The following is a 20,151-nucleotide window of genomic DNA, read 5'->3' on the forward strand; positions in this document are numbered from 1 at the left end:
GGATCCGACGACCATGACGCCTTCGACGCCTTCGACACCCCCGGGGCCCGCCCGGCGGGACCGCGCGGCCGCCCTCCCCGCCGACCTGCGGGAAGCGCTCCGGCTCCGGCTGGCCGGGAAGTCCGCCGCCGCCCCGGCGGGCATCCCGCGCGCCGACCGCGACCGGCCGCTGCCGCCGTCCTCCGTCCAGCAGCGGCTCTGGTTCCTGGACCGGCTGCGGCCCGGCGACCCGCGCTACAACAGCGCGCTCGCCGTCCGGTTCACCGGGCCGCTGGACGCCACGGCGCTCCGCGGGGCGCTGGCCGCCGTGGTCGCCCGGCACGAGGCGCTGCGGACCGTCTTCGAGGAGGCCGACGGCCGCCCGGTGCCGACCGTACGGCCGGCCGGGCCGGTGCCGCTGCCGGTCCACGAGGTCGACGGCTCCGACCTCGACGCCCTGCTCCTCGCCGAGTACTCCCGCCCGTTCGACCTGCGGCACGGCCCGCTGCTGCGCGCCCTGCTGCTGCGCGAGTCCGCGCACTCCCACGTGCTCCAGCTGACCGCCCACCACATCGTCACCGACGGCTGGTCGATGGGCGTGGTCCTGGACGAACTGTGCACCGGCTACGCGGCGCTGGCCCGCGGCGAGGCCCCGCAGCTGCCGCCCGTCGCCGTCCAGTACCCGGACTACGCGGCCTGGCAGCGCGAGCAGCAGACCGGGGCCCGGGCGGACAGACAGCTGGCCCACTGGAAGGAACGCCTGACCGGAGCGGTGCCCCCCGAACTGCCGCTGGACCACCCCCGGCGCGGCGAGGAGGCCGGCCCCGGCGCCGTCCACCCCTTCACCGTCCCCGCCGCGCTCACCGCCCGGCTGCGCGAGCTCGCCGCCGAGCGGCAGGGCACCCTGAACACCGCCCTGACGGCCGGCGTCCAGGCGCTGCTGGCCCGCTGGTCCGGGCAGGCGGACGTCACCGTCGGCTCGCTGACGCCCGGGCGCGTCCGCACCGAACTGGAGCGGGCCGTCGGCTGCTTCGTCAACACGGTCGTGCTGCGCACCCGGGTCGACCCGGCCGGCTCCTTCCGCGACCTGCTGACGGCCGCCACCGGGACCGGCAACGACGCCCTCGCGCACGGCGACACACCCTTCGAGCGGGTGGTCGAGGCGGTGGCCGCGCCCCGCGAGGCCGGCCGCAACCCGCTGTTCGACGTCCTGGTGCTGCTGCACCCCGCACCGCCCGCGGCCACCGCCCCGGCCGGTACCGCGATCACCCCGGTGGACGTGCCCCGGCAGGCCGCCACCTTCGACCTCAGCGTGGAGTTCGTCCCCGACGGCGAGGCGCTCACCGGCCTGCTGGAGTACCGCGCCGACCTCATCGACCCGGCCACCGCCCGCCGCACCGCCGACCAGCTGCTGCGCCTGCTGGCCGGCGCCGCCGCCGAACCGGACCGCCCGCTCGGCACCCTGCCGCTGCTCTCCCCGGCGCAGACCCGGCAGCTCCTCCACGACTGGAGCGGCACCGGGCTGCCCGTCGAACCCGCCACCCACCCCGACCTGCTGGCGCGCCGGGCGGCCCTGACGCCCGACGCCCCGGCCCTGGTCGCCGGGGGCGAGGCGCTCGGCTACGCGGAGCTCAACACCCGCGCCAACCGGCTCGCCCACCAGCTGATCGCCCGCGGCATCGGCCCCGAACAGCTGGTCGCGCTGCACCTGCCGCGCACCGCCGACATGATCACCGCGATCCTGGCCGTCTGGAAGACCGGCGCCGGCTACCTGCCGCTGGACCGCGCGCTGCCCGCCGAACGCGTCGCGTTCCTGCTCGCGGACGCCCGCCCGGCGCTCGTCCTGGACGAGGCGGCGCTGCGCGCGCTGCCCGCCGACGGCCCCGCCACCGACCCCGGCGACGCCGACCGCACCGCCCCGCTCGACCCCGCCAACACCGCCTACGTGCTGTACACCTCCGGCTCCACCGGCCGCCCCAAGGGCGTCGCCGTGCCGCACCGCGCGCTTGCCAACCTGCTCGCCGCCCACCGGGCCGGGTTCGTCGCCGAGGCCGGCGGCGGCCCGCTGCGGGTCGCGCTGACCGCCTCGTTCTCCTTCGACACCTCCCTGGAGGGCGTGCTGCTGCTGGCCGACGGCCACCCGCTGCACCTGGTCGACGAGACCACCCGGACCGACCCGGCCGCGCTGGTCGAGTACGTGGTCCGCCACCGCATCGACTTCCTCGACCTCACCCCCTCCTACCTGCGCCAACTGCTGCCCGCCGGGCTGCTCGACGACCCCCGGCACCGCCCCCGGGTGCTGATGCTCGGCGGCGAGGCGGTCGGGCCCCGGCTCTGGCGCGAACTCGCCGCCCACCCGGACGTCGCCGCGTACAACTACTACGGCCCCACCGAGTGCACCGTCGACGCGCTGGCCTGCCGGATCGCCGCCGAGGACCGCCCGCTGATCGGGCGTCCGCTGCCCAACCTGCGGGCGTACGTCCTGGACGACCGGCTCCGGCCGGTGCCGCCCGGGGTCGGCGGCCAGCTCCACCTGGCCGGCGAGCAGCTCGCCCGCGGCTACGCCGGCCGCCCCGGGCTGACCGCCGCCCGGTTCACCGCCGACCCGTACGGGCCGCCCGGCGCCCGGATGTACCGCACCGGCGACCTGGCCCGCTGGACGGCCGACGGACGGCTGGAGTACCTGGGGCGCGCCGACGACCAGGTCAAGGTGCGCGGCCACCGGATCGAGCCCGGCGAGGTCGAGGCGGCCCTGCTGGACCTGCCCGGGGTCGCCGCGGCCGCCGTCGCCGCCGTACCCGACGGGCACGGCCACACCCGGCTGGCCGCCTACCTGGTGTTCGCCGACGGCGCCGCCCGGACCGCCGCCGACCTGCGGGCGGCGCTGCGCCGCACCCTGCCCGACCACCTGGTGCCCTCCTCCTACACCGCCCTGGAGGCGCTGCCGCTCAGCACCAGCGGCAAGCTGGACCGCCGGGCCCTGCCCGCCCCCGAAGTCCACGTGACGGAAAGGGAGTTCGTCGCCCCGCGGACCCCCGAGGAGCAGACCCTGGCGGCGATCTGGGCCGAGGTGCTCGGCCTGCCCCGGGTCGGCGCCACCGACAACTTCTTCGAACTCGGCGGCGACTCCATCCTGAGCATCCAGGCCGTCTCCCGGGCCCGCGCGGCCGGGCTGCTGATCGGCTCCCAGGACGTCTTCCGCCACCAGAGCGTCGCCGACCTGGCCGCCGCCTGCCTGGCCGCCGCCGCCCGCCCGGCCGCCACCGCACCGGCGCCGCGCCGTCCGGACGGACCCGCCCCGCTCACCCCGGTGCAGGACTGGTTCCTTGCCGACCACGGCCCGCTGCGGCACTTCACCATGTCGCTGCTGCTCGACCTGCCGCACCGGCTCGACCGCCCCGCCCTGGAAGCCGCCCTGCGGGCCCTGGTCACCGCCCATCCGGCGCTGCGCACCCGCTTCACCGACGGCCCCGGCAGCCGACGGCAACAGCCCGTGGACACCCCGCCGGACGCCGCCCTGCTGAGCACGGCCGACCCGGCCGGCGACCGGGCCGAGGCCGCCGACGCCGCCCGCGCCCGCCTCGACCCGGCCACCGGCGCCCTGCTGGGCGCCGTGCTGTGCCCTCCGGCTGACGACGGCGCCCGGCCCCAACTCCTGCTGACCGCCCACCACCTGGCCGTGGACAGCGTCTCCTGGCGGGTGCTGCTCGCCGACCTCGAACAGGCCTACCGGCAGGCCGAGTCCGGCGCCACGCCCGAGCTGGAGCCCGAGCCGGTCCCGTTCACCGACTGGGCCCACCGGCTCGCCGGACACGTCCGCGCAGGCGCCCTCGACCCGGCCCTCCCGTACTGGACGGACCAGGCCGGGCAGCCGGCCCACCCGCTGCCCGTCGACCACCCCGGCACCCCGACCGCCGGCTCCGTCCGCACCCTGCGCACCCGGCTGGACGCCGCCACCACCGCGGCCCTGCTGCGCAGCGTCCCCGAGGTCTACCGCACCCAGGTCAACGACGTGCTGCTGAGCGCCCTCGGCCGGGCCCTCGCCGACTGGACCGGCCGGGCGGAGGTCACCGTCGCCCTGGAGGGCCACGGCCGCGAGGACCTCTTCGACGGCCTCGACCTCAGCCGTACGGTCGGCTGGTTCACCACCCGGTACCCCGTCACCCTCGCCCCCGCCGGGACGGCCGACGCCCCCGACTGGGGCGCCACCCTCAAGCGGGTCAAGGAGCGGCTGCGCTCTCTCCCGCACCGGGGCCTGAGCTTCGAGGCACTGGCCAGGCTGCGCCGGGACGACCCGGCGGCCCGCGCCCTGCGGGACGTCCCGCTGCCGCAGGTCTGCTTCAACTACCACGGCCAGTGGACCGCGCCCGCCGGTGGCGACTTCGCCCCGGCCGGCCCGGCGCCCGGCCGGGAGCTCGCCCCCGGCGAGCCGCTGGACCACCTGCTGGACGTCTCCGCCGTGGTCGCCGACGGCGAGCTGGAACTCACCTGGCACTACAGCGACCAGGTGCACGCGAGCGCCACCGTCCGCGCCCTCGCCGACGCCACCGCGGCCGCGCTGACCGCCGTCGTCGAGCACTGCGCCCGCCCCGGCGCGGGCGGCCGCACCCCCTCCGACTTCCCGCTCGCCGGGCTGGACCAGGCCGCCCTGGACCGGACCGTCGGCGACGGCCGGGACGTCGAGGACCTGCTGCCGCTCACCCCGCTCCAGGAGGGCATGCTCTTCCACCGCCTGGTCGGCGGCCCCGACGACGTCTACCTCGACCAGGCCGCCCTGCTGCTGGAGGGCGTCACCGACCCGCAGGCCTTCGCCCTGGCCTGGCAGCGGGTCACCGACCGCACGCCCGCCCTGCGCACCTCGGTGGTCTGGGAGGGCGTCCCCGCCCCGCTCCAGCTGGTGCGCCGCGGCGTCCGGCTGCCCGTCACGGTGCACGACCTGCGGGCCCTGGACCCGGCGCAGCGCGCCGAACGCCTGGAGCGGCTGCGCGCCGAGGACCTCGCCCGGGGCCTGGACATCGCCACCGCCCCGCTGACCAGGCTCACCCTGGTCCGGCTGCCGGAGGCCCGGGTGCAGCTGCTCTGGACCTCCCACCACCTGATCCTGGACGGCTGGAGCCTCGCCCAGGTGCTCACCGAGGTGTTCGAGGAGTACGCCGCCGTCACCACCGGCACCGCCCCCGCCCCTGCGGTGCGCCGCCCCTTCGGCGACTACGTCCGCTGGCTGGCCGCCCAGGACGCCGCCGCCGCCCGGGCCCACTGGCGCGGCGTGCTGGCGGGCTTCGCCGGCGCCACCGCGCTGCCCGTCGACCGGGCCCGGCGCGAGGCCCACCGGGCCCGCTCGGCGCAGAGCCACCGCGCGGGCCTGTCCGAGGAGGTCTCCGGACGGCTCGCCGACACGGCCCGCCGGGCCGGGCTCACCCTCGGCACCGTGGTGCAGGGCGCCTGGGCGCTGCTGCTGGCCCGGTACGCCGGTGAGCCGGAGGTGCTGTTCGGCACCACGGTCTCCGGCCGCCCCGAGGACCTGCCCGGCGTGGAGTCGATGATCGGCCTGTTCATCAACACCCTGCCCACCCGGGTCCGGGTGGAGAGCGGGCGCACCGCCGCCGACTGGCTGCGCGCCCTCCAGGAGGCCCAGGCCGAGGCCCGGCGGCACGCCGCCGTCTCGCTCGCCGAACTCACCGGGTACAGCGACCTGCCCCCCGGCGGCGCGCTGTTCGACAGCATCGTCGCCTTCGAGAACTACCCCTTCGACGACGCCCGCGCGGCCGGCGCCGGGGTGCGGCTGGCCGAGGTCTCCTCCCGGGACGCCACCAACTTCCCGCTGGTGCTGCGCGCCCACCAGGGGGAGCGGCTCGGCCTCGACCTCGGGTACGACCCGGAGCTGTTCGACGCCGACACCGTCCGCGCGCTCGCCGGGCGGCTCTGCCTGCTGCTCGCCGGGCTGGCCGACGGCCTGGACCGGCCGCTGCGCGAACTCGCCTGGACCACGCCCGAGGAGCGCCGCCGGGCGACCGGGCCGGTCACCCTCCCGGCCCGGCCCCGGAACACCCTGGTGGACCTCTTCGAGGCCCAGGCCGCCCGCACCCCGCACGCCCGGGCCGTCAGCCACGGCACCGAGCACCTCGACTACGCCCAACTGGACGCCCGGGCCTCCCGGGTGGCCCACCGGCTGGCCGAACTCGGCGCCGGGCCCGAGCGGTTCGTCGCCCTGGCGCTGCCCCGGACGGCCGACCTGGTGGTGGCCGTGCTCGCCGTGCTCAAGGCCGGTGCGGCCTACCTGCCGCTCGACCCGGACCTGCCTGCCGAACGCCGCGCCGAACTGCTCGGCGACGCCGCCCCGGTGGCCCTGGTGACGCTCGACCGCACCGACGCGGACGTCCCCGTCCTGGCACTGGCCGACCCGGCCGTGCGCGCCGACCTGGAGCGCCGCCCGGCCGCCCCGCTCGGCCCCCGCCACCGCCCGCTGCCCGACAACCCCGCCTACGCCATCTACACCTCCGGCTCCACCGGCCGCCCCAAGGGCGTCGTGGTGCCGCACGCCAACGTGGTCCGGCTGTTCGACCACACCCGGGAACTCCTCGGCTTCGGCCCGCAGGACGTCTGGACGCTGTTCCACTCCTACACCTTCGACTTCTCGGTCTGGGAGCTCTGGGGCCCGCTGCTGCACGGCGGCCGACTGGTCGTGGTGCCCGCGGACACCGCCCGCGACCCGGAGGCGTTCCTGCGGCTGCTCGCCGACGAGGGCGTCACCGTGCTCAACCAGACCCCGTCCGCGTTCCTGCCGCTGGTCCGCGCCGACGCCGAACACCCCGAACTCTCCCGGCGGTCGGCGCTGCGCACGGTCGTCTTCGGCGGCGAGGCGCTGGACGTCACCCGGCTCGCCGACTGGTACGCCCGCCACCCCCAGGACGCCCCGCGCCTGGTCAACATGTACGGCATCACCGAGACCACCGTGCACGTCACCCACGCCCCGCTGGACGCCGCCACCGCCGCCGCGGGCGGCCCGGCCCCGCTCGGCGACGGCCTGGCCGACCTGCGGCTGTACCTGCTGGACGCCGACCTCGCAGCCGTCCCCCCGGGCGCGGTCGGCGAGCTGTACGTGGCGGGGGAGGGGCTGGCCCGCGGCTACCTCGACCGGCCCGGGCTGACCGCCACCCGCTTCCTCGCCGACCCCTTCGGCGCCCCCGGCACCCGGATGTACCGCACCGGCGACCGGGCCCGCCGCTCGGCCGACGGCAGCACCCTGCACTACCTGGGCCGGTCCGACCAGCAGGTCAAGATCCGCGGCTTCCGGATCGAGCCCGGCGAGGTCGAGGCCGCCCTGCTCACCCACCCCGGCGTCGGCCAGGCCGCCGTGGGGGTGCACCAGGACGCCGCCGGCACCCGCCGGCTGGTCGCCCACGTCGTCGCCGGGGAGGGCGCGACCGAGCCGCCGTCCGCCGCCGACCTGCGCGCCCACCTGGAGCGGCTGCTGCCCGCCTACCTGGTGCCCGCCGGCTACGTCCCGATGGCGGCGCTGCCGCTCACCCCCAACGGCAAGCTCGACCGGCGCGCGCTGCCCGCCCCCGGCCCGGACGGCTACCCGGGCACGGCCGGCCGGGACCGCACCGCACCGCGCACCCCGGCCGAGCAGCTGGTGGCGCGGGCCTGGGCGGCCGTGCTGGACACCGGCGAGGTCGCCGCCGAGGACGACTTCTTCGCGCTCGGCGGCGACTCCATCCTCGCCGTCCGGGCCACCGCCCGGCTGCGCGAGGCCTTCGGGCGGGCGGACCTGTCCCCCCGGGTGCTGTTCGACCACCCGGTGCTGGCCCGGCTCGCCGAGGCCCTCAGCGCCGGGGGAGGGCAGCCCGCCGGATCCCGCCCCGCCGACGGCCCCGTCATCCCGGCCGTCATCCCGGTCCTCGCGGACGCCGACGCCGCCGAACCGCCGCTGTCGTACGCCCAGCAGCGGCTCTGGTTCCTCGACCGCTTCCAGCCGGGCGGCACCGACTGGACCACGCTGTCCGTGCTGCGGCTGCGCGGCACGCTCGACCGGGGCGCGCTGGGCGCGGCCCTGGACGCCCTGGTCGCCCGGCACCCGGCGCTGCGCACCACCTTCGCCGAACGGGACGGCGTGGCCCGGCAGGTGGTCCACCCGCCGTACCCCGTCGAGCTGCCCTGCGAGGACCTCGACCCGGCCGCCCTGGACGCGCTGCTGGAGCGGATCGCCGCGACCCCCTTCGACCTGGCCGCCGGCCCGCTGCTGCGCGCCCGGCTGGCCCGGACGGCGGCGGAGGAGCACGTGCTGGTCCTGGCGGTGCACCACATCGTCACCGACGGCTGGTCGATCGGCGTGCTCGGCCGCGACCTCGCCGAGCTGTACGCCGCCGCGCTCACCGGCCGCCGCCCCGAACTGCCCGAACTGCCCGTCCGCTACGCCGACTTCGCCGCCTGGCAACGCGGCCGCGGCGACCGGGCCGAGGCGGAGCTCGACCACTGGCGGGAGACCCTGGCCGGGCTGCCGCCGCTGGAGCTGCCCACCGACCGTCCGCGTCCGGCCGTCCGCGGCACCGAGGGCGCGCTGGTCAGCTTCACCCTGCCCGCCGAGCTGACCGGGCGGCTGCGCGAGCGCGGCCGGGAGGCCGACGGCACCCTGTACACCGTGCTGCTGGCGGCCTGCCAGGTGCTGCTGGCCCGCTGGTCCGGTCAGCGGGACTTCGCCGTCGGCACCGTCACCTCCGGCCGCGAGCACGGCGAACTCCACGACGTGGTCGGCATGTTCGTCAACACCCTGGTGCTGCGCGGCAGCGTCCGCCCGGAGGAGCCGTTCCGGGCGCTGCTGGCCCGCGCCCGGGGCACCCTGCTCGACGCCCTGGCCCACCAGGAGGTGCCCTTCGAACGACTGGTGGACGCCCTCCAGCCGGAGCGGGACACCAGCCGCACCCCGCTGTTCCAGGTCATGGTGGCCCTGCACAACCTCGGCGCCGAGGCGCCCCGGCTGCCCGGGCTGACGGCGGAGCCGCTGACCCCGCCGGTGCGCACCGCCGGCTTCGACCTCTCCTTCGACTTCGTCGAACGCGACGGCGGCCTCACCGGCCACCTGGAGTACAGCACCGGGCTGTTCGACACCCGCACCGCCGAACTGCTGGCCGAGCGGCTGACCGTGCTGCTGACGGCCGTCGCCGACGGCCCGGACACCCCCGTCGGCGACCTGCCGCTGATGACCGCCCAGGAGCGCGAGCGCACCCTGCGGCAGGGGCGCGGCGAACCGCTGCCGCAGGCACCCGACACCACCTTCACCGCCCTGTTCGAGGCCCAGGCCGCCCGCACCCCGCACGCCACCGCCCTGGTCGCCCGGGACACCACCCTCGACTACGCCGCGCTCAACGCCCGGGCCAACCGGCTGGCCCGCCACCTGGTCGCCCTCGGCGCCGGCCCCGAACAGCTGGTCGCGGTCCGGCTGCCGCGCACCTCCGCGCTGGTGGTCGCCCTGTTCGCGGTGCTCAAGACCGGCGCCGCGGTGCTCTTCGTCGACCCGGAGCTGCCCGAGGAACGCGCAGCCCTGCTGCTCGACGACGCCCGGCCACGGGCCGTGCTGACCGAACGGACCCTGCGCGACACGGCCTGGCAGGCCCTGCCCGACCACGACCTGACCGACGCCGACCGGACGTCGCCGCTGCACCCGGCCGGCACGGCGTACGTGGTCTTCACCTCCGGCTCCACCGGCCGCCCCAAGGGCGTCGCCGTCGAACACCGCCAACTGGTCAACCTCTGCCGGGACCACCGGCTCGGCCTGGTCGACCCGCACACCGCCGACGGCGAGCGGCTGCGGGTCGCACTCAGCGCCTCCTTCTCCTTCGACACCAGCTGGGAGGGCCCGCTGCTGCTCGCCCTCGGCCAGGAGATCCACCTGATCGACGAGGACGTCCGGCTGGACCCGCAGGCCTTCTGCGCGCTGGTCGCCGACCGCCGCCTCGACCTGGTCAACGTCACCCCGTCCTTCCTGCGCGAACTCACCGCCGCCGGGCTGCTCGCCCCCGGCCGCCACCACCCCCGGCTGCTGCTGGTCGGCGGCGAGGCCGTCCCCGCCACCACCTGGCGGCAACTCGCCGCCGCCCGCGCCGACTTCGGCGTCACCGCCTACAACGTGTACGGGCCCACCGAGTGCACCGTCGACGCCACCTGGGCCCGCTGCGCCGACCACCCCGAGCACCCCGTCATCGGCCGCCCCGGCCGGGGCCTGAGCGCCCACGTACTGGACGGCGCCCTGCGCCCGGTGCCGCCCGGCATGCCGGGGGAGCTCTACCTGGCCGGCGCCCAGGTCGCCCGCGGCTACCTGAACCGGCCGGGCCTGACCGCCGCCCGCTTCCTCGCCGACCCGTACGGCCCGCCCGGCTCCCGGATGTACCGCACCGGCGACCTGGCCCGCCGCAATGCCCGCGGCCAGCTGGAGTTCCTCGGCCGGGCCGACGAACAGGTCAAGATCCGCGGCTTCCGGATCGAACCCGGCGAGGTGGAGGCCGCCCTGCTGGCCCACCCGGACCTCGCCGACTGCGCGGTCGCCGCCCGCGAGCACGCCGGACGCACCGTGCTGGTCGGCTACCCGGTCCCGGCCGCCGACCGGGTGCCACCCGCCGACGAGCTGCGGACCTGGCTGCGCCGCACCCTGCCCGACCACCTGGTGCCCGCCGCCTTCGTCCCGCTGGCCCGGATCCCGCGCACCGTCAGCGGCAAGACCGACCGCCGCGCCCTGCCCGCACCGCCCGCCCAGCCCGACCGCTCCACCCCGTACGTCGCCCCGGCGCCCGGCACCGAGCAGCGGCTCGCCGAGATCTGGGCCCAGGTGCTCGGCGTCGAACGGGTCGGCGCCCGGGACAACTTCTTCGCGCTCGGCGGCGACTCCATCCTGAGCATCCAGATCGTCTCCCGCGCCAGGTCCGCCGGGCTGGCGCTGACCACCAAGGACGTCTTCCGGCACCAGAGCGTGGCCGAACTCGCCCTGATCACCGAAGAAGTGATCGAACGTCAGGAGACCGGGCCGGAGCCCGCCGAGGCGCCGCTCACCCCGATCCAGCGCTGGTACCTGGACGCCCGCCGCCCCGGCGAGCCGCTGCGCTTCACCATGACCCAGCGCCTGGAACTCGCCCCCGGTACCGACCCGACGGCCCTGCGCGAAGCCGTCCACGCCCTGGTCCGGCACCACCCGGCGCTGCGCACCCGCTTCCGCCCCGGCCCGGACGGCTGGCGCCAGGAGGTGGCCGAGCAGCCGCCCGGCGGCCTGTTCGCCCACCACCCGGCCGCCGGCCTCGACCCCGCCGCCCTGGAGGCCGAGGTCCAGCAGGCCACCGACGCCGCCCAGCGCTCGCTCGACCCGGTCGAGGGCCGCACCGTGCACGCCCTGTTCTTCGACCGCGGCGAGCGGCAGCCCGGCCAACTCGTCCTCACCGTCCACCACCTGGCCGTCGACGGGGTCTCCTGGCGGATCCTGCTCGCCGACCTCGAAACCGCCCACCACGCCGCCCGCACCGGCGCCCCGGTCGAGCTCCCGCCGGAGGGCACCACCCACGGCCGGTGGGCCGCCCGGCTGGAGCGGCACACCCGCGCGGGCGCCCTGGACGCCCACGCCGCGTATTGGACCCGCACCGGCGCCGCCCCGGCCGGGCTCCCCGCCGGCCGCCCCGGCGCCAACACCCACGCCGGCGCCGCCACCCTCGCCGTGACCCTGGACCGGGCCACCACCGCGGCCCTGCTGCGCGAGGCGCCCGCCGCCTACCGGACCCAGGTCAACGACGTGCTGCTCAGCGCCCTGGGCCGCACCCTGGCCCGCTGGTGCGGCCGGGACGAGGTGCTGATCGGCGTCGAGGGGCACGGCCGCGAGGACCTCTTCGACGACCTCGACCTCTCCCGCACGGTCGGCTGGTTCACCGCCGAGTTCCCGCTCGCCCTGCGCGTCGACCCGGACGCCGACTGGCACCACACCCTGCGGGCCGTCAAGGAGCAGCTGCGGGCCGTCCCGCTGCGCGGCCTCAGCCACGGCGCGCTGCGCCACCTCCACCCGGACGGCCCGCTGACCGGCGGCGCCGCCCCGCAGGTCGGCTTCAACTACCACGGCCGCTTCGACCCCGGCGGCGTCGGATCCGGCGACGGCCCCGGCTCCGACGGCCTGGTCCGCGGCCAGCTGCCCCCGGCCGGGCGCGACACCGACCCGGACGAGCCGCGCCCCTACCTGCTGGAGGTCACCGGAGCGGTCCAGGACGGCCGCCTCGAACTGGCCTGGACCTACCCCGCGGAGATCTACGGCGAGGCCACCGTCCGGGGCCTCGCCGAGGAGATGCGCACCGCCCTGCGGGAACTGGCCGAGCACTGCGCCCGGCCCGGCGCCGGCGGGCGCACCCCGTCCGACTTCCCGCTGGCCGGCCTGGACCAGGAGCAGTTGGACCGGCTGGTCGGCGACGGCCGCGCGGTCGAGGACGTGCTGCCGCTGACCCCGCTGCAGTCCGGCATGCTCTTCCACGGCCTGGTCGACAGCGCCGGCACCGGCGGCACCGATGCCACCGGCGGCACCGAAGCCACCGACGAGGCCGACGGCACCGGCGACGCCTACGTCGACCGGATCGCGGTGCGCCTCGCCGGGATCGCCGACCCGCGGGCCTTCGCCGCCGCCTGGCAGCAGGTCGCCGACCGCACCCCGGCGCTGCGCTCCGCCGTGCACTGGCGCGGGCTGCCGCACCCCGTCCAACTGGTCGCCCGGCACGCCGCGCTGCCCGTACGGCACCTCGACCTCGGCATCGACCCGGCCGACCCCGGACAGCTGGCCGCGGTGACCGAACAGCTGCTGGCCGAGGAGCGGGCCACCCCGATGGAGCTGACCACCGCGCCGCTCACCCGGCTCACCCTGGCCGCCCTGCCCGGCGACGAGCTGCTGCTGCTGTGGTCCACCCACCACCTCGCCCTGGACGGCTGGAGCACCGGCCAACTGCTCACCGAGGTCTGCGAGGAGTACGCCGCGCTCACCGGCGGCCCCCAGGCCCCGCGCCCGGTCCGCCGCCCCTTCGCGGACTTCCTGGGCTGGCTGGCCGAACGCGACCGGCCCGCCGCCGAGGCGCACTGGAGCGCCGCCCTGGAGGGCTTCACCGCCCGCACCCCGCTCCCGTACGACCGCCGCCCGGCGCAGGCCCACCGGGCCCGCTCCACCGCCGCCGTCCACCGCGAGCTGGACGAGGCGCTCACCCGGCGGCTGCGCGAACGGGCCGCCGCCGCCGGACTGACCGTGAACACCGTGCTGGAGGGCGCCTGGGGCCTGCTGCTGGCCCGGCACGGCGGCGGCGAGGACGTCGTCTTCGGCACCACCGTGTCCGGACGCCCCGCCGAACTGCCCGGCGTGGAGGCGATGATCGGCCTGTTCATCAACACCGTCCCCACCCGGGTCCGGCTCGCCCCCGGCGGCGTGCTGCCCTGGCTGCGGGAGCTCCAGGCGCGCCAGAGCGAGGCCCGCGCCCACGACCACCTGTCCCTGACCCGGATCCGGGCACTCGGCGAACTGCCCCCCGGGGAGCCGCTGTTCGACAGCATGCTGGTCTTCGAGAACTACCCCGTGGACGAGTCCGCCGAAGCCCGCACCGGGGTCCGGGTGGTCGAGGTGCGCGCCGACGACGCCACCACCTTCCCCTGGTGCCTGCGCGCCCACCTGGGCGAGCGCCTCGGCCTCGACCTCGGGTACGACCCCGCGCTGTTCGACCACCGGACCGCCGAGGACGCCGCCGACCGGCTCGCCCTGCTGCTCACCGCCCTCACCGAGGCCCTCACCGACGGCCGCGACCTCGACACGCTGGAGCCGCTCACCCCGGCCGACCGCGCCCTGCTGGCCGACTGGCAGGCCACCGCCCGCCCGGCCGTACCCCGCAGCCCGCTGACCGTCCTCGCCGGGCACGTCCGGCGCACCCCCGACGCCCCCGCCGTGCGCGAGGGCGAACACCGGCTGACCTACCGGCAGCTCGACGAGTGGTCCGACCGGCTCGCCGGCCGGCTGCTCACCGAGGGGCTGGCCCCCGAGGAGCGGGTCGCGCTGGAGCTGGAGCGCTCGACCGCCCTGGTCGTCGCCCAACTCGCCGTCCTCAAGGCGGGCGGCGCCTACCTGCCCGTCGACCTCCGCGCCCCCGAGGAGCGCCGCCGCACCCTGCTCGCCCGGGCCGGTGCCACCCGGCGGCTCACCGCCGACCTGGTCGCCGCCGCCCGCACCGCCGCCGCCCGCACCGAGGCCACCGGCACGGCCCTGCCGCCCGCCGACCCCGACCGGCTGGCCTACGTGATGTACACCTCCGGCTCCACCGGCGAGCCCAAGGCCGTCGCCGTCCGGCACCGCGACGTGGCCTCGCTCGGCACCGACGGCCGCTTCGCCGACGGCCGCTGCGCCCGGGTCCTGCTGCACTCCCCGGTGGCCTTCGACGCCGCCACCTTCGAGGTCTGGGCCCCGCTGCTGACCGGCGGCTGCGTGCTCGTCGCCCCCGCCGGGCCGGTGGACGCCGCGCTGCTGCGCCGCCTCGCCGGACCGCAGGGCCCGACCGCGCTGTGGCTCACCGCCGGACTGTTCCGGCTGCTCGCCCAGGACGCCCCGGACTGCTTCGCCGGCCTGCGCACGCTGTGGACCGGCGGCGACGTGGTGCCCGCCGCGGCCGTGCGCCGGGTGCTCGCCGCCTGCCCCGGGCTGACCGTGGTGGACGGCTACGGCCCCACCGAGACCACCACCTTCGCCACCGCCCACGAACTCGCCGACCCCGCCGCCGTACCCGACACCCTGCCGATCGGCCGCCCGCTGGACGACCGGCGCCTGCACGTCCTGGACGGCCGGCTGCGGCCCGTCCCGCCCGGCTGCGCGGGCGAGCTGTACCTCGCCGGTGAGGGCGTGGCCCGCGGCTACCTCGGCCGTCCCGGCGCGACCGCCGCCCGCTTCCTCGCCGACCCGTCCGGCCCGCCCGGCACCCGGATGTACCGCACCGGGGACGTGGCCCGGCGCCGCCCCGACGGCACCGTCGAGTTCCTCGGCCGGGCCGACGACCAGGTCAAGATCCGCGGCTTCCGGGTCGAGCCCGCCGAGGTGGAGGCCGCCCTCGCCGCCCACCCCGGGGTGACCGACGTCGCCGTGGTCGCCCGCACCGACCGGCCCGGCGCCCGCCGGCTGGTCGCCTACACCGTCGGCGCCGCCGACCCCGAGAGCCTGCGGGACCTCGCCGCCCGCACCCTGCCCGACTACCTGGTGCCCGCCGCCTTCGTCCCGCTCGCCGCCCTCCCGCTCAGCCGCAACGGCAAGGTCGACCGCGCCGCGCTCCCCGCACCGGAGCAGCGGCACACCGCCGGAGCCGCCGACCGGACCGAGCCGCGCACCGAGCCGCGCACCGAGGCCGAGCGCCGCACCGTCGAGGTCTTCGGCGAGGTGCTGGGCATCCACCCGCCCGGGGTGACGGAGGGCTTCTTCGCGCTCGGCGGCGACTCCATCCTCAGCATCCGGCTCGCCGGCCGCCTCGCCGAGGCCTTCGGCACCGAACTGACGCCCCGCGCGGTGTTCGACCACCCGACCCCGGCCGGTCTCGCCGCACTGCTCACCGGGCGGTCCGGCCCGGGCCGACCGCCCGCCGTCCCCGCCGCCCCCGTGGCGCCCCTGGTCCCGGTCGCCCGGGACGGCGCGGCGCCGATGTCCTACGCCCAGCAACGCCTCTGGTTCCTGGAGGAGTTCGCACCCGGCGGCGCCGAGTACGTGACCGCCCTCGCCCTGCGGCTGCGCGGCCCGCTGGAGGGCGACGCCCTCGGCGCGGCGCTGACCGCCCTGGCCGCCCGGCACGAGTCGCTGCGCACCACCTTCGACGGCGTCGACGGCCACGGCGTCCAACTCGTCCACCCGCCGCAGCCGGTGCCGCTGCCCCGCCACGACCTCGCCCAACTGCCCTCCGGGGAACGGGAGGAGGCCCTGCGCGCCCTGCTCGCCGCCGAACGCGCCCGCCCCTTCGACCTGCGCCGGGGCCCGCTGCTGCGCCCCGCGCTGGTCCGGCTCGCCGCCGACGACCACGTACTCGCCCTGACCCTGCACCACATCGTCACCGACGGCTGGTCCAACGCCGTCCTGCTCACCGACCTGGCCCACCTCTACCGCGCCGCCCTCGACCCGGCCCACCCGCCGCTCGCCCCGCTGCCGGTGCAGTACGCCGACCACGCCCACTGGCAGCGCGCCAACGACGCCACCGACCAGCTCGCCTACTGGAAGGGCCAGTTGGCCGACCTGGACCCCGTCCGGCTGCCGCTCGACCGGCCCCGGCCGACGGTCCGCACCAGCTCCGGGAGCAGCGTCCGGATCGACCTGCCCGCCGACACCGCCCGCGGGCTCGCCCGGGTCGCCCGCGGCGGCGACACCACCCTGTTCACCACCCTGGTCGCCGCCGCCCAGGCCTACCTGGCCCGGCTCGGCGGCGACCGGGACATCGCCGTCGGCACCGTCACCGCCGGCCGCGAGCACCCCGGCACCCAGCGGCTGATCGGCTTCTTCGTCAACACCCTGGTGCTGCGCTCCCGGATCGAACCCCGGCAGCCCTTCACCGCCTTCCTCGCCGAGGTCCGGCAAACCGTCCGGGACGCCTTCGCCCACCAGGACGTGCCCTTCGAGCGGGTCGTCGACGAGGTGCAGCCGGTGCGCGACACCAGCCGCAGCCCGCTCTTCCAGGTGCTGGTCGTGCTGCAGAACACCCCCGCGGCCGAACTCGACCTGCCGGGCCTGGCGGTGACCGACGTCGAGACCGACGCCACCGGCACGGCCTTCGACCTGGTGCTGGAGTTCGCCCACGCCGACGACGGTGCGCTTCACGGCCAACTCACCTACAACACCGACCTGTTCGAGACCGCCACCGCCGAGCGGATGGCCGAGCAGCTGGCCACCCTGCTGACCGCCGTCACCGCCGACCCGCAGTGCGCCCTCGGCTCCCTGCCGCTGGCCGGCCCCGACCGGCTCGCCGCCGAACTCGCCCTGGCCACTGGCGACTTCCCCCCGGTGCCGGAGGCCACCCTGCCCCAGCTGTTCGAACGGCAGGCGGCCCGCACCCCCGACGCCCCCGCCCTGCGCGACGGCGACCGGGTGATCGGCTACGCCGAACTCGACCGGGCGGCCAACCGCCTGGCCCGGCAGCTGATCCGCGACGGCGTCGGTCCGGAACGGCTGGTCGCCCTCGCCCTGCCCCGCTCGGCGGCCGCCGTGGTCGCCCAACTCGCCGTCGCCAAGGCCGGCGGCGCCTACCTCCCGGTCGACCCCGCCTACCCGGCCGCCCGGCGGGAGTTCATGGTCCGCGACGCGGGCGCCACCGTCCTGATCGACGACCCCGCCCGGGTGTGGGCCGCCGACGGCCCCGACACCGCCCCCACCGACGCCGACCGCACCACCCCCCTCACCCCCGGCCACCCGGCGTACGTCGTCTACACCTCCGGCTCCACCGGCACCCCCAAGGGCGTCGTGGTCACCCACGCCGGACTCGCCTCCTTCGCGGCCGCAGCCGCCCGCCAGTACGCCGTCGGCCCCGGCGACCGGGTGCTCCAGTTCGCCTCGCCCAGCTTCGACGCCTCCGTCCTGGAACTGTGCATCTCCCTGCTCAGCGGCGCCGCCCTGGTCACCGGCGAGGAGGGCCCGCTGGTCGGCGAACGCCTCGCCGAGGCCCTGGCCGGACGCCGGATCAGCCACGCCCTGATCCCCCCGGCGGCCCTGGCCACCCTCGAACCCGGCACCGCCGGCGCGCTGCCCGAGCTGCGCACCCTGGTGGTCGGCGCCGAGGCCTGCCCCGCCGACCTGGTCGACACCTGGGCCCCCGGCCGCCGCATGGTCAACTCCTACGGCCCCACCGAGGCCACCGTGGTCGCCACCTGGACCGGCCCGCTCACCCCCGGCACCGGCACCGCCCCCGCCATCGGCCACCCCAGCGGCGCCACCCGCGCCTACCTGCTCGACGCCGCCCTGCGCCCCGTCCCGCCCGGCGTGACCGGCGAACTCCACCTGGCCGGCCCCGGCCTGGCCCGCGGCTACCTCGGCCGCCCCGGCCTGACCGCCCGGCGCTTCCTGCCCGACCCGTACGGCGCCCCCGGCGAGCGGATGTACCGCACCGGGGACCTCGCCCGCCGCGACGCCGACGGGCGGCTGCGCTACTGCGGCCGCGCCGACGACCAGATCAAGCTGCGCGGCTTCCGGATCGAACCGGGCGAGATCGAGAGCGCACTGCGCCGCAGCCCGCTGGTGCGCGACGCCGTCGTCACCGTCCGCACCGACGCCCCCGGCGGCGGCCGGCTGGTCGCGTACGTGGTGCCCGCCGACCCCTGCGGGGAAGCCGACCCGGCCGGCACCGCCCTCGAACTGCGCGCCCAGCTCGCCGAGTCGCTGCCCCCGCACCTCGTCCCCGCCGTGTTCGTCCCGCTGGAGCGGCTGCCGCTCACCCCCAACGGCAAGACCGACCGCCGGGCCCTGCCCGACCCCGGACCGGTGCGGGCCGCGGCCGGCCCGCACCGCCCCCCGCAGAACGACACCGAACGCCGGATCGCCCGGATCTGGGCCGACGTCCTCGGCGTCGAACGGGTCGGCGCCGACGACAACTTCTTCCTGCTCGGCGGCGACTCCATCCTCAGCATGCAGGTGGTCTCCCGACTGCGCCGGGACGGCCTGCACCTGGCCACCCGCGACCTCTTCACCCACCAGACCGTCGCCGAACTCGCCACCGTGGTGCGCGACGCCCCCGACCGCGCCGACGACGGACCGGTCACCGGTGCCGTGCCGCTCACCCCGATCCAGGCGTGGTTCCTCACCACCCCGCGCGCCGCCCACCACCACTTCAACCAGTCCGCGCTGCTCGAACTCGGCCCCGACCCCGACCACCCCGCCCTGCGCGCCGCCCTGGACACCGCCCTGAACGCCCTGCTGGAGCACCACGACGCGCTGCGGATGCGCTTCACCCACGACGCCTCCGGCTGGCACCAGTTCAACCCGCCGCCCGCCCGCACCGAGGACCTCCTGGTCCACCACGACCTGACCGGCCAGTCGCCCGAGTCCGCCGACGCCGCCCTCGCCAAGGCCGCCGACGAGCTGCACGGCGGCTTCGACCTGGCCCGCGGCCCGCTGCTGCGCGCCGCCCTGTTCACCTTCACCGGCGAACCGGACCGTCCGCCGCTGCTCCTGCTGGTCGCCCACCACCTGGTGATCGACGCCGTCTCCTGGCGGGTGCTGCGCGACGACCTGGAGAGCGCCTACCACCAGGCCCGGGCGGGCGGCCCGATCGACCTTGGGGAGCGCGGCACCTCCTTCCGGGACTGGGCCCGGCGGCTCGCCGCCCACGTCGCCGAGGGCGGCCTCGACCACGAACTGCCCTACTGGGAGCAGGCGGTGACGGGCCGAGCCGAACCGCCCGCGCGCCCCGCCGACGCCCCCGGCTCCAGCACCGGCACAGCCGCCGGGACCGGGGCCGTCACGGTGGAACTCGACGAGGCCGACACCGAGGCCCTGCTGCGCGCCGCCCCCGCCGCCTACCGCACCCGGGTCAACGACGTGCTGCTCGCGGCCCTCGCGCTCGCCCTGGCCCGCTGGACCGGACAGCCGCGGATCCGCCTCGACCTGGAGGGCCACGGCCGGGAGGACCTGCTCGACGGCGTCGACCTGTTCCGTACGGTCGGCTGGTTTACCACCGTCCACCCGGTCGGCCTCGACGTCCCCGCGCCCGAACAGCTCGGCCCCGACCGCGACTGGCGCGCCCTGGTCAAGGCCGTCCGCCGGCAACTGCGCGCCGTGCCCGGCAACGGGCTCGGCTTCGGCGCCCTGCGCGCCTTCGGCCCGCCCGAGGTCCGCGAACGCCTCGCCGCCGCCGCCCACGGCCAGGTGGTCTTCAACTACCTTGGCCAGTGGGACGCCCGCCCCGAAGCCGCGGGCGGGGGCCTGGTCCGCGCCGAACTCGGCTCCTGCGGCCAGGACCACGACCCCCGCGACCCCGGCTCCCACCCGCTGGAGGTGGTCGGCGCCGCCCAGCGGGGCCGGCTCGCCTTCACCTGGCACCACCGCCCCGCCGTCCACGACCCGGCCGAAGTGCGCCGGGCCGCCGAGGAGTTCGCCGAGGCGCTGCGCCACATCGCCCGGCACGCCCGGAACGGCCGGCCGGGCCGCTGACCGGCACCACCCCACGAGAACGA

Annotated in this window: 1 protein-coding gene; it reads left to right on the top strand. The window is 77.5% G+C overall.

Annotated elements, in window-relative coordinates; translation table 11 throughout:
- Nucleotides 1-13: 13 nt before the first annotated feature.
- Complete coding sequence (locus ACFY2K_RS14065) at nucleotides 14-20,128, top strand: non-ribosomal peptide synthase/polyketide synthase (RefSeq protein ID WP_387711469.1); 20,115 nt, start codon at nucleotides 14-16, stop codon at nucleotides 20,126-20,128.
- Nucleotides 20,129-20,151: the final 23 nt, after the last annotated feature.

The organism is Kitasatospora sp. NPDC001309, from assembly GCF_042896295.1.
In the GTDB taxonomy this organism is placed as follows: Bacteria; Actinomycetota; Actinomycetes; order Streptomycetales; family Streptomycetaceae; genus Kitasatospora.

Bases quoted from the DNA above. Each gene is read 5' to 3' on its own strand.
- ACFY2K_RS14065 (WP_387711469.1), top strand. From the start codon at position 14: ATGACGCCTTCGACGCCTTCGACACCCCCGGGGCCCGCCCGGCGGGAC.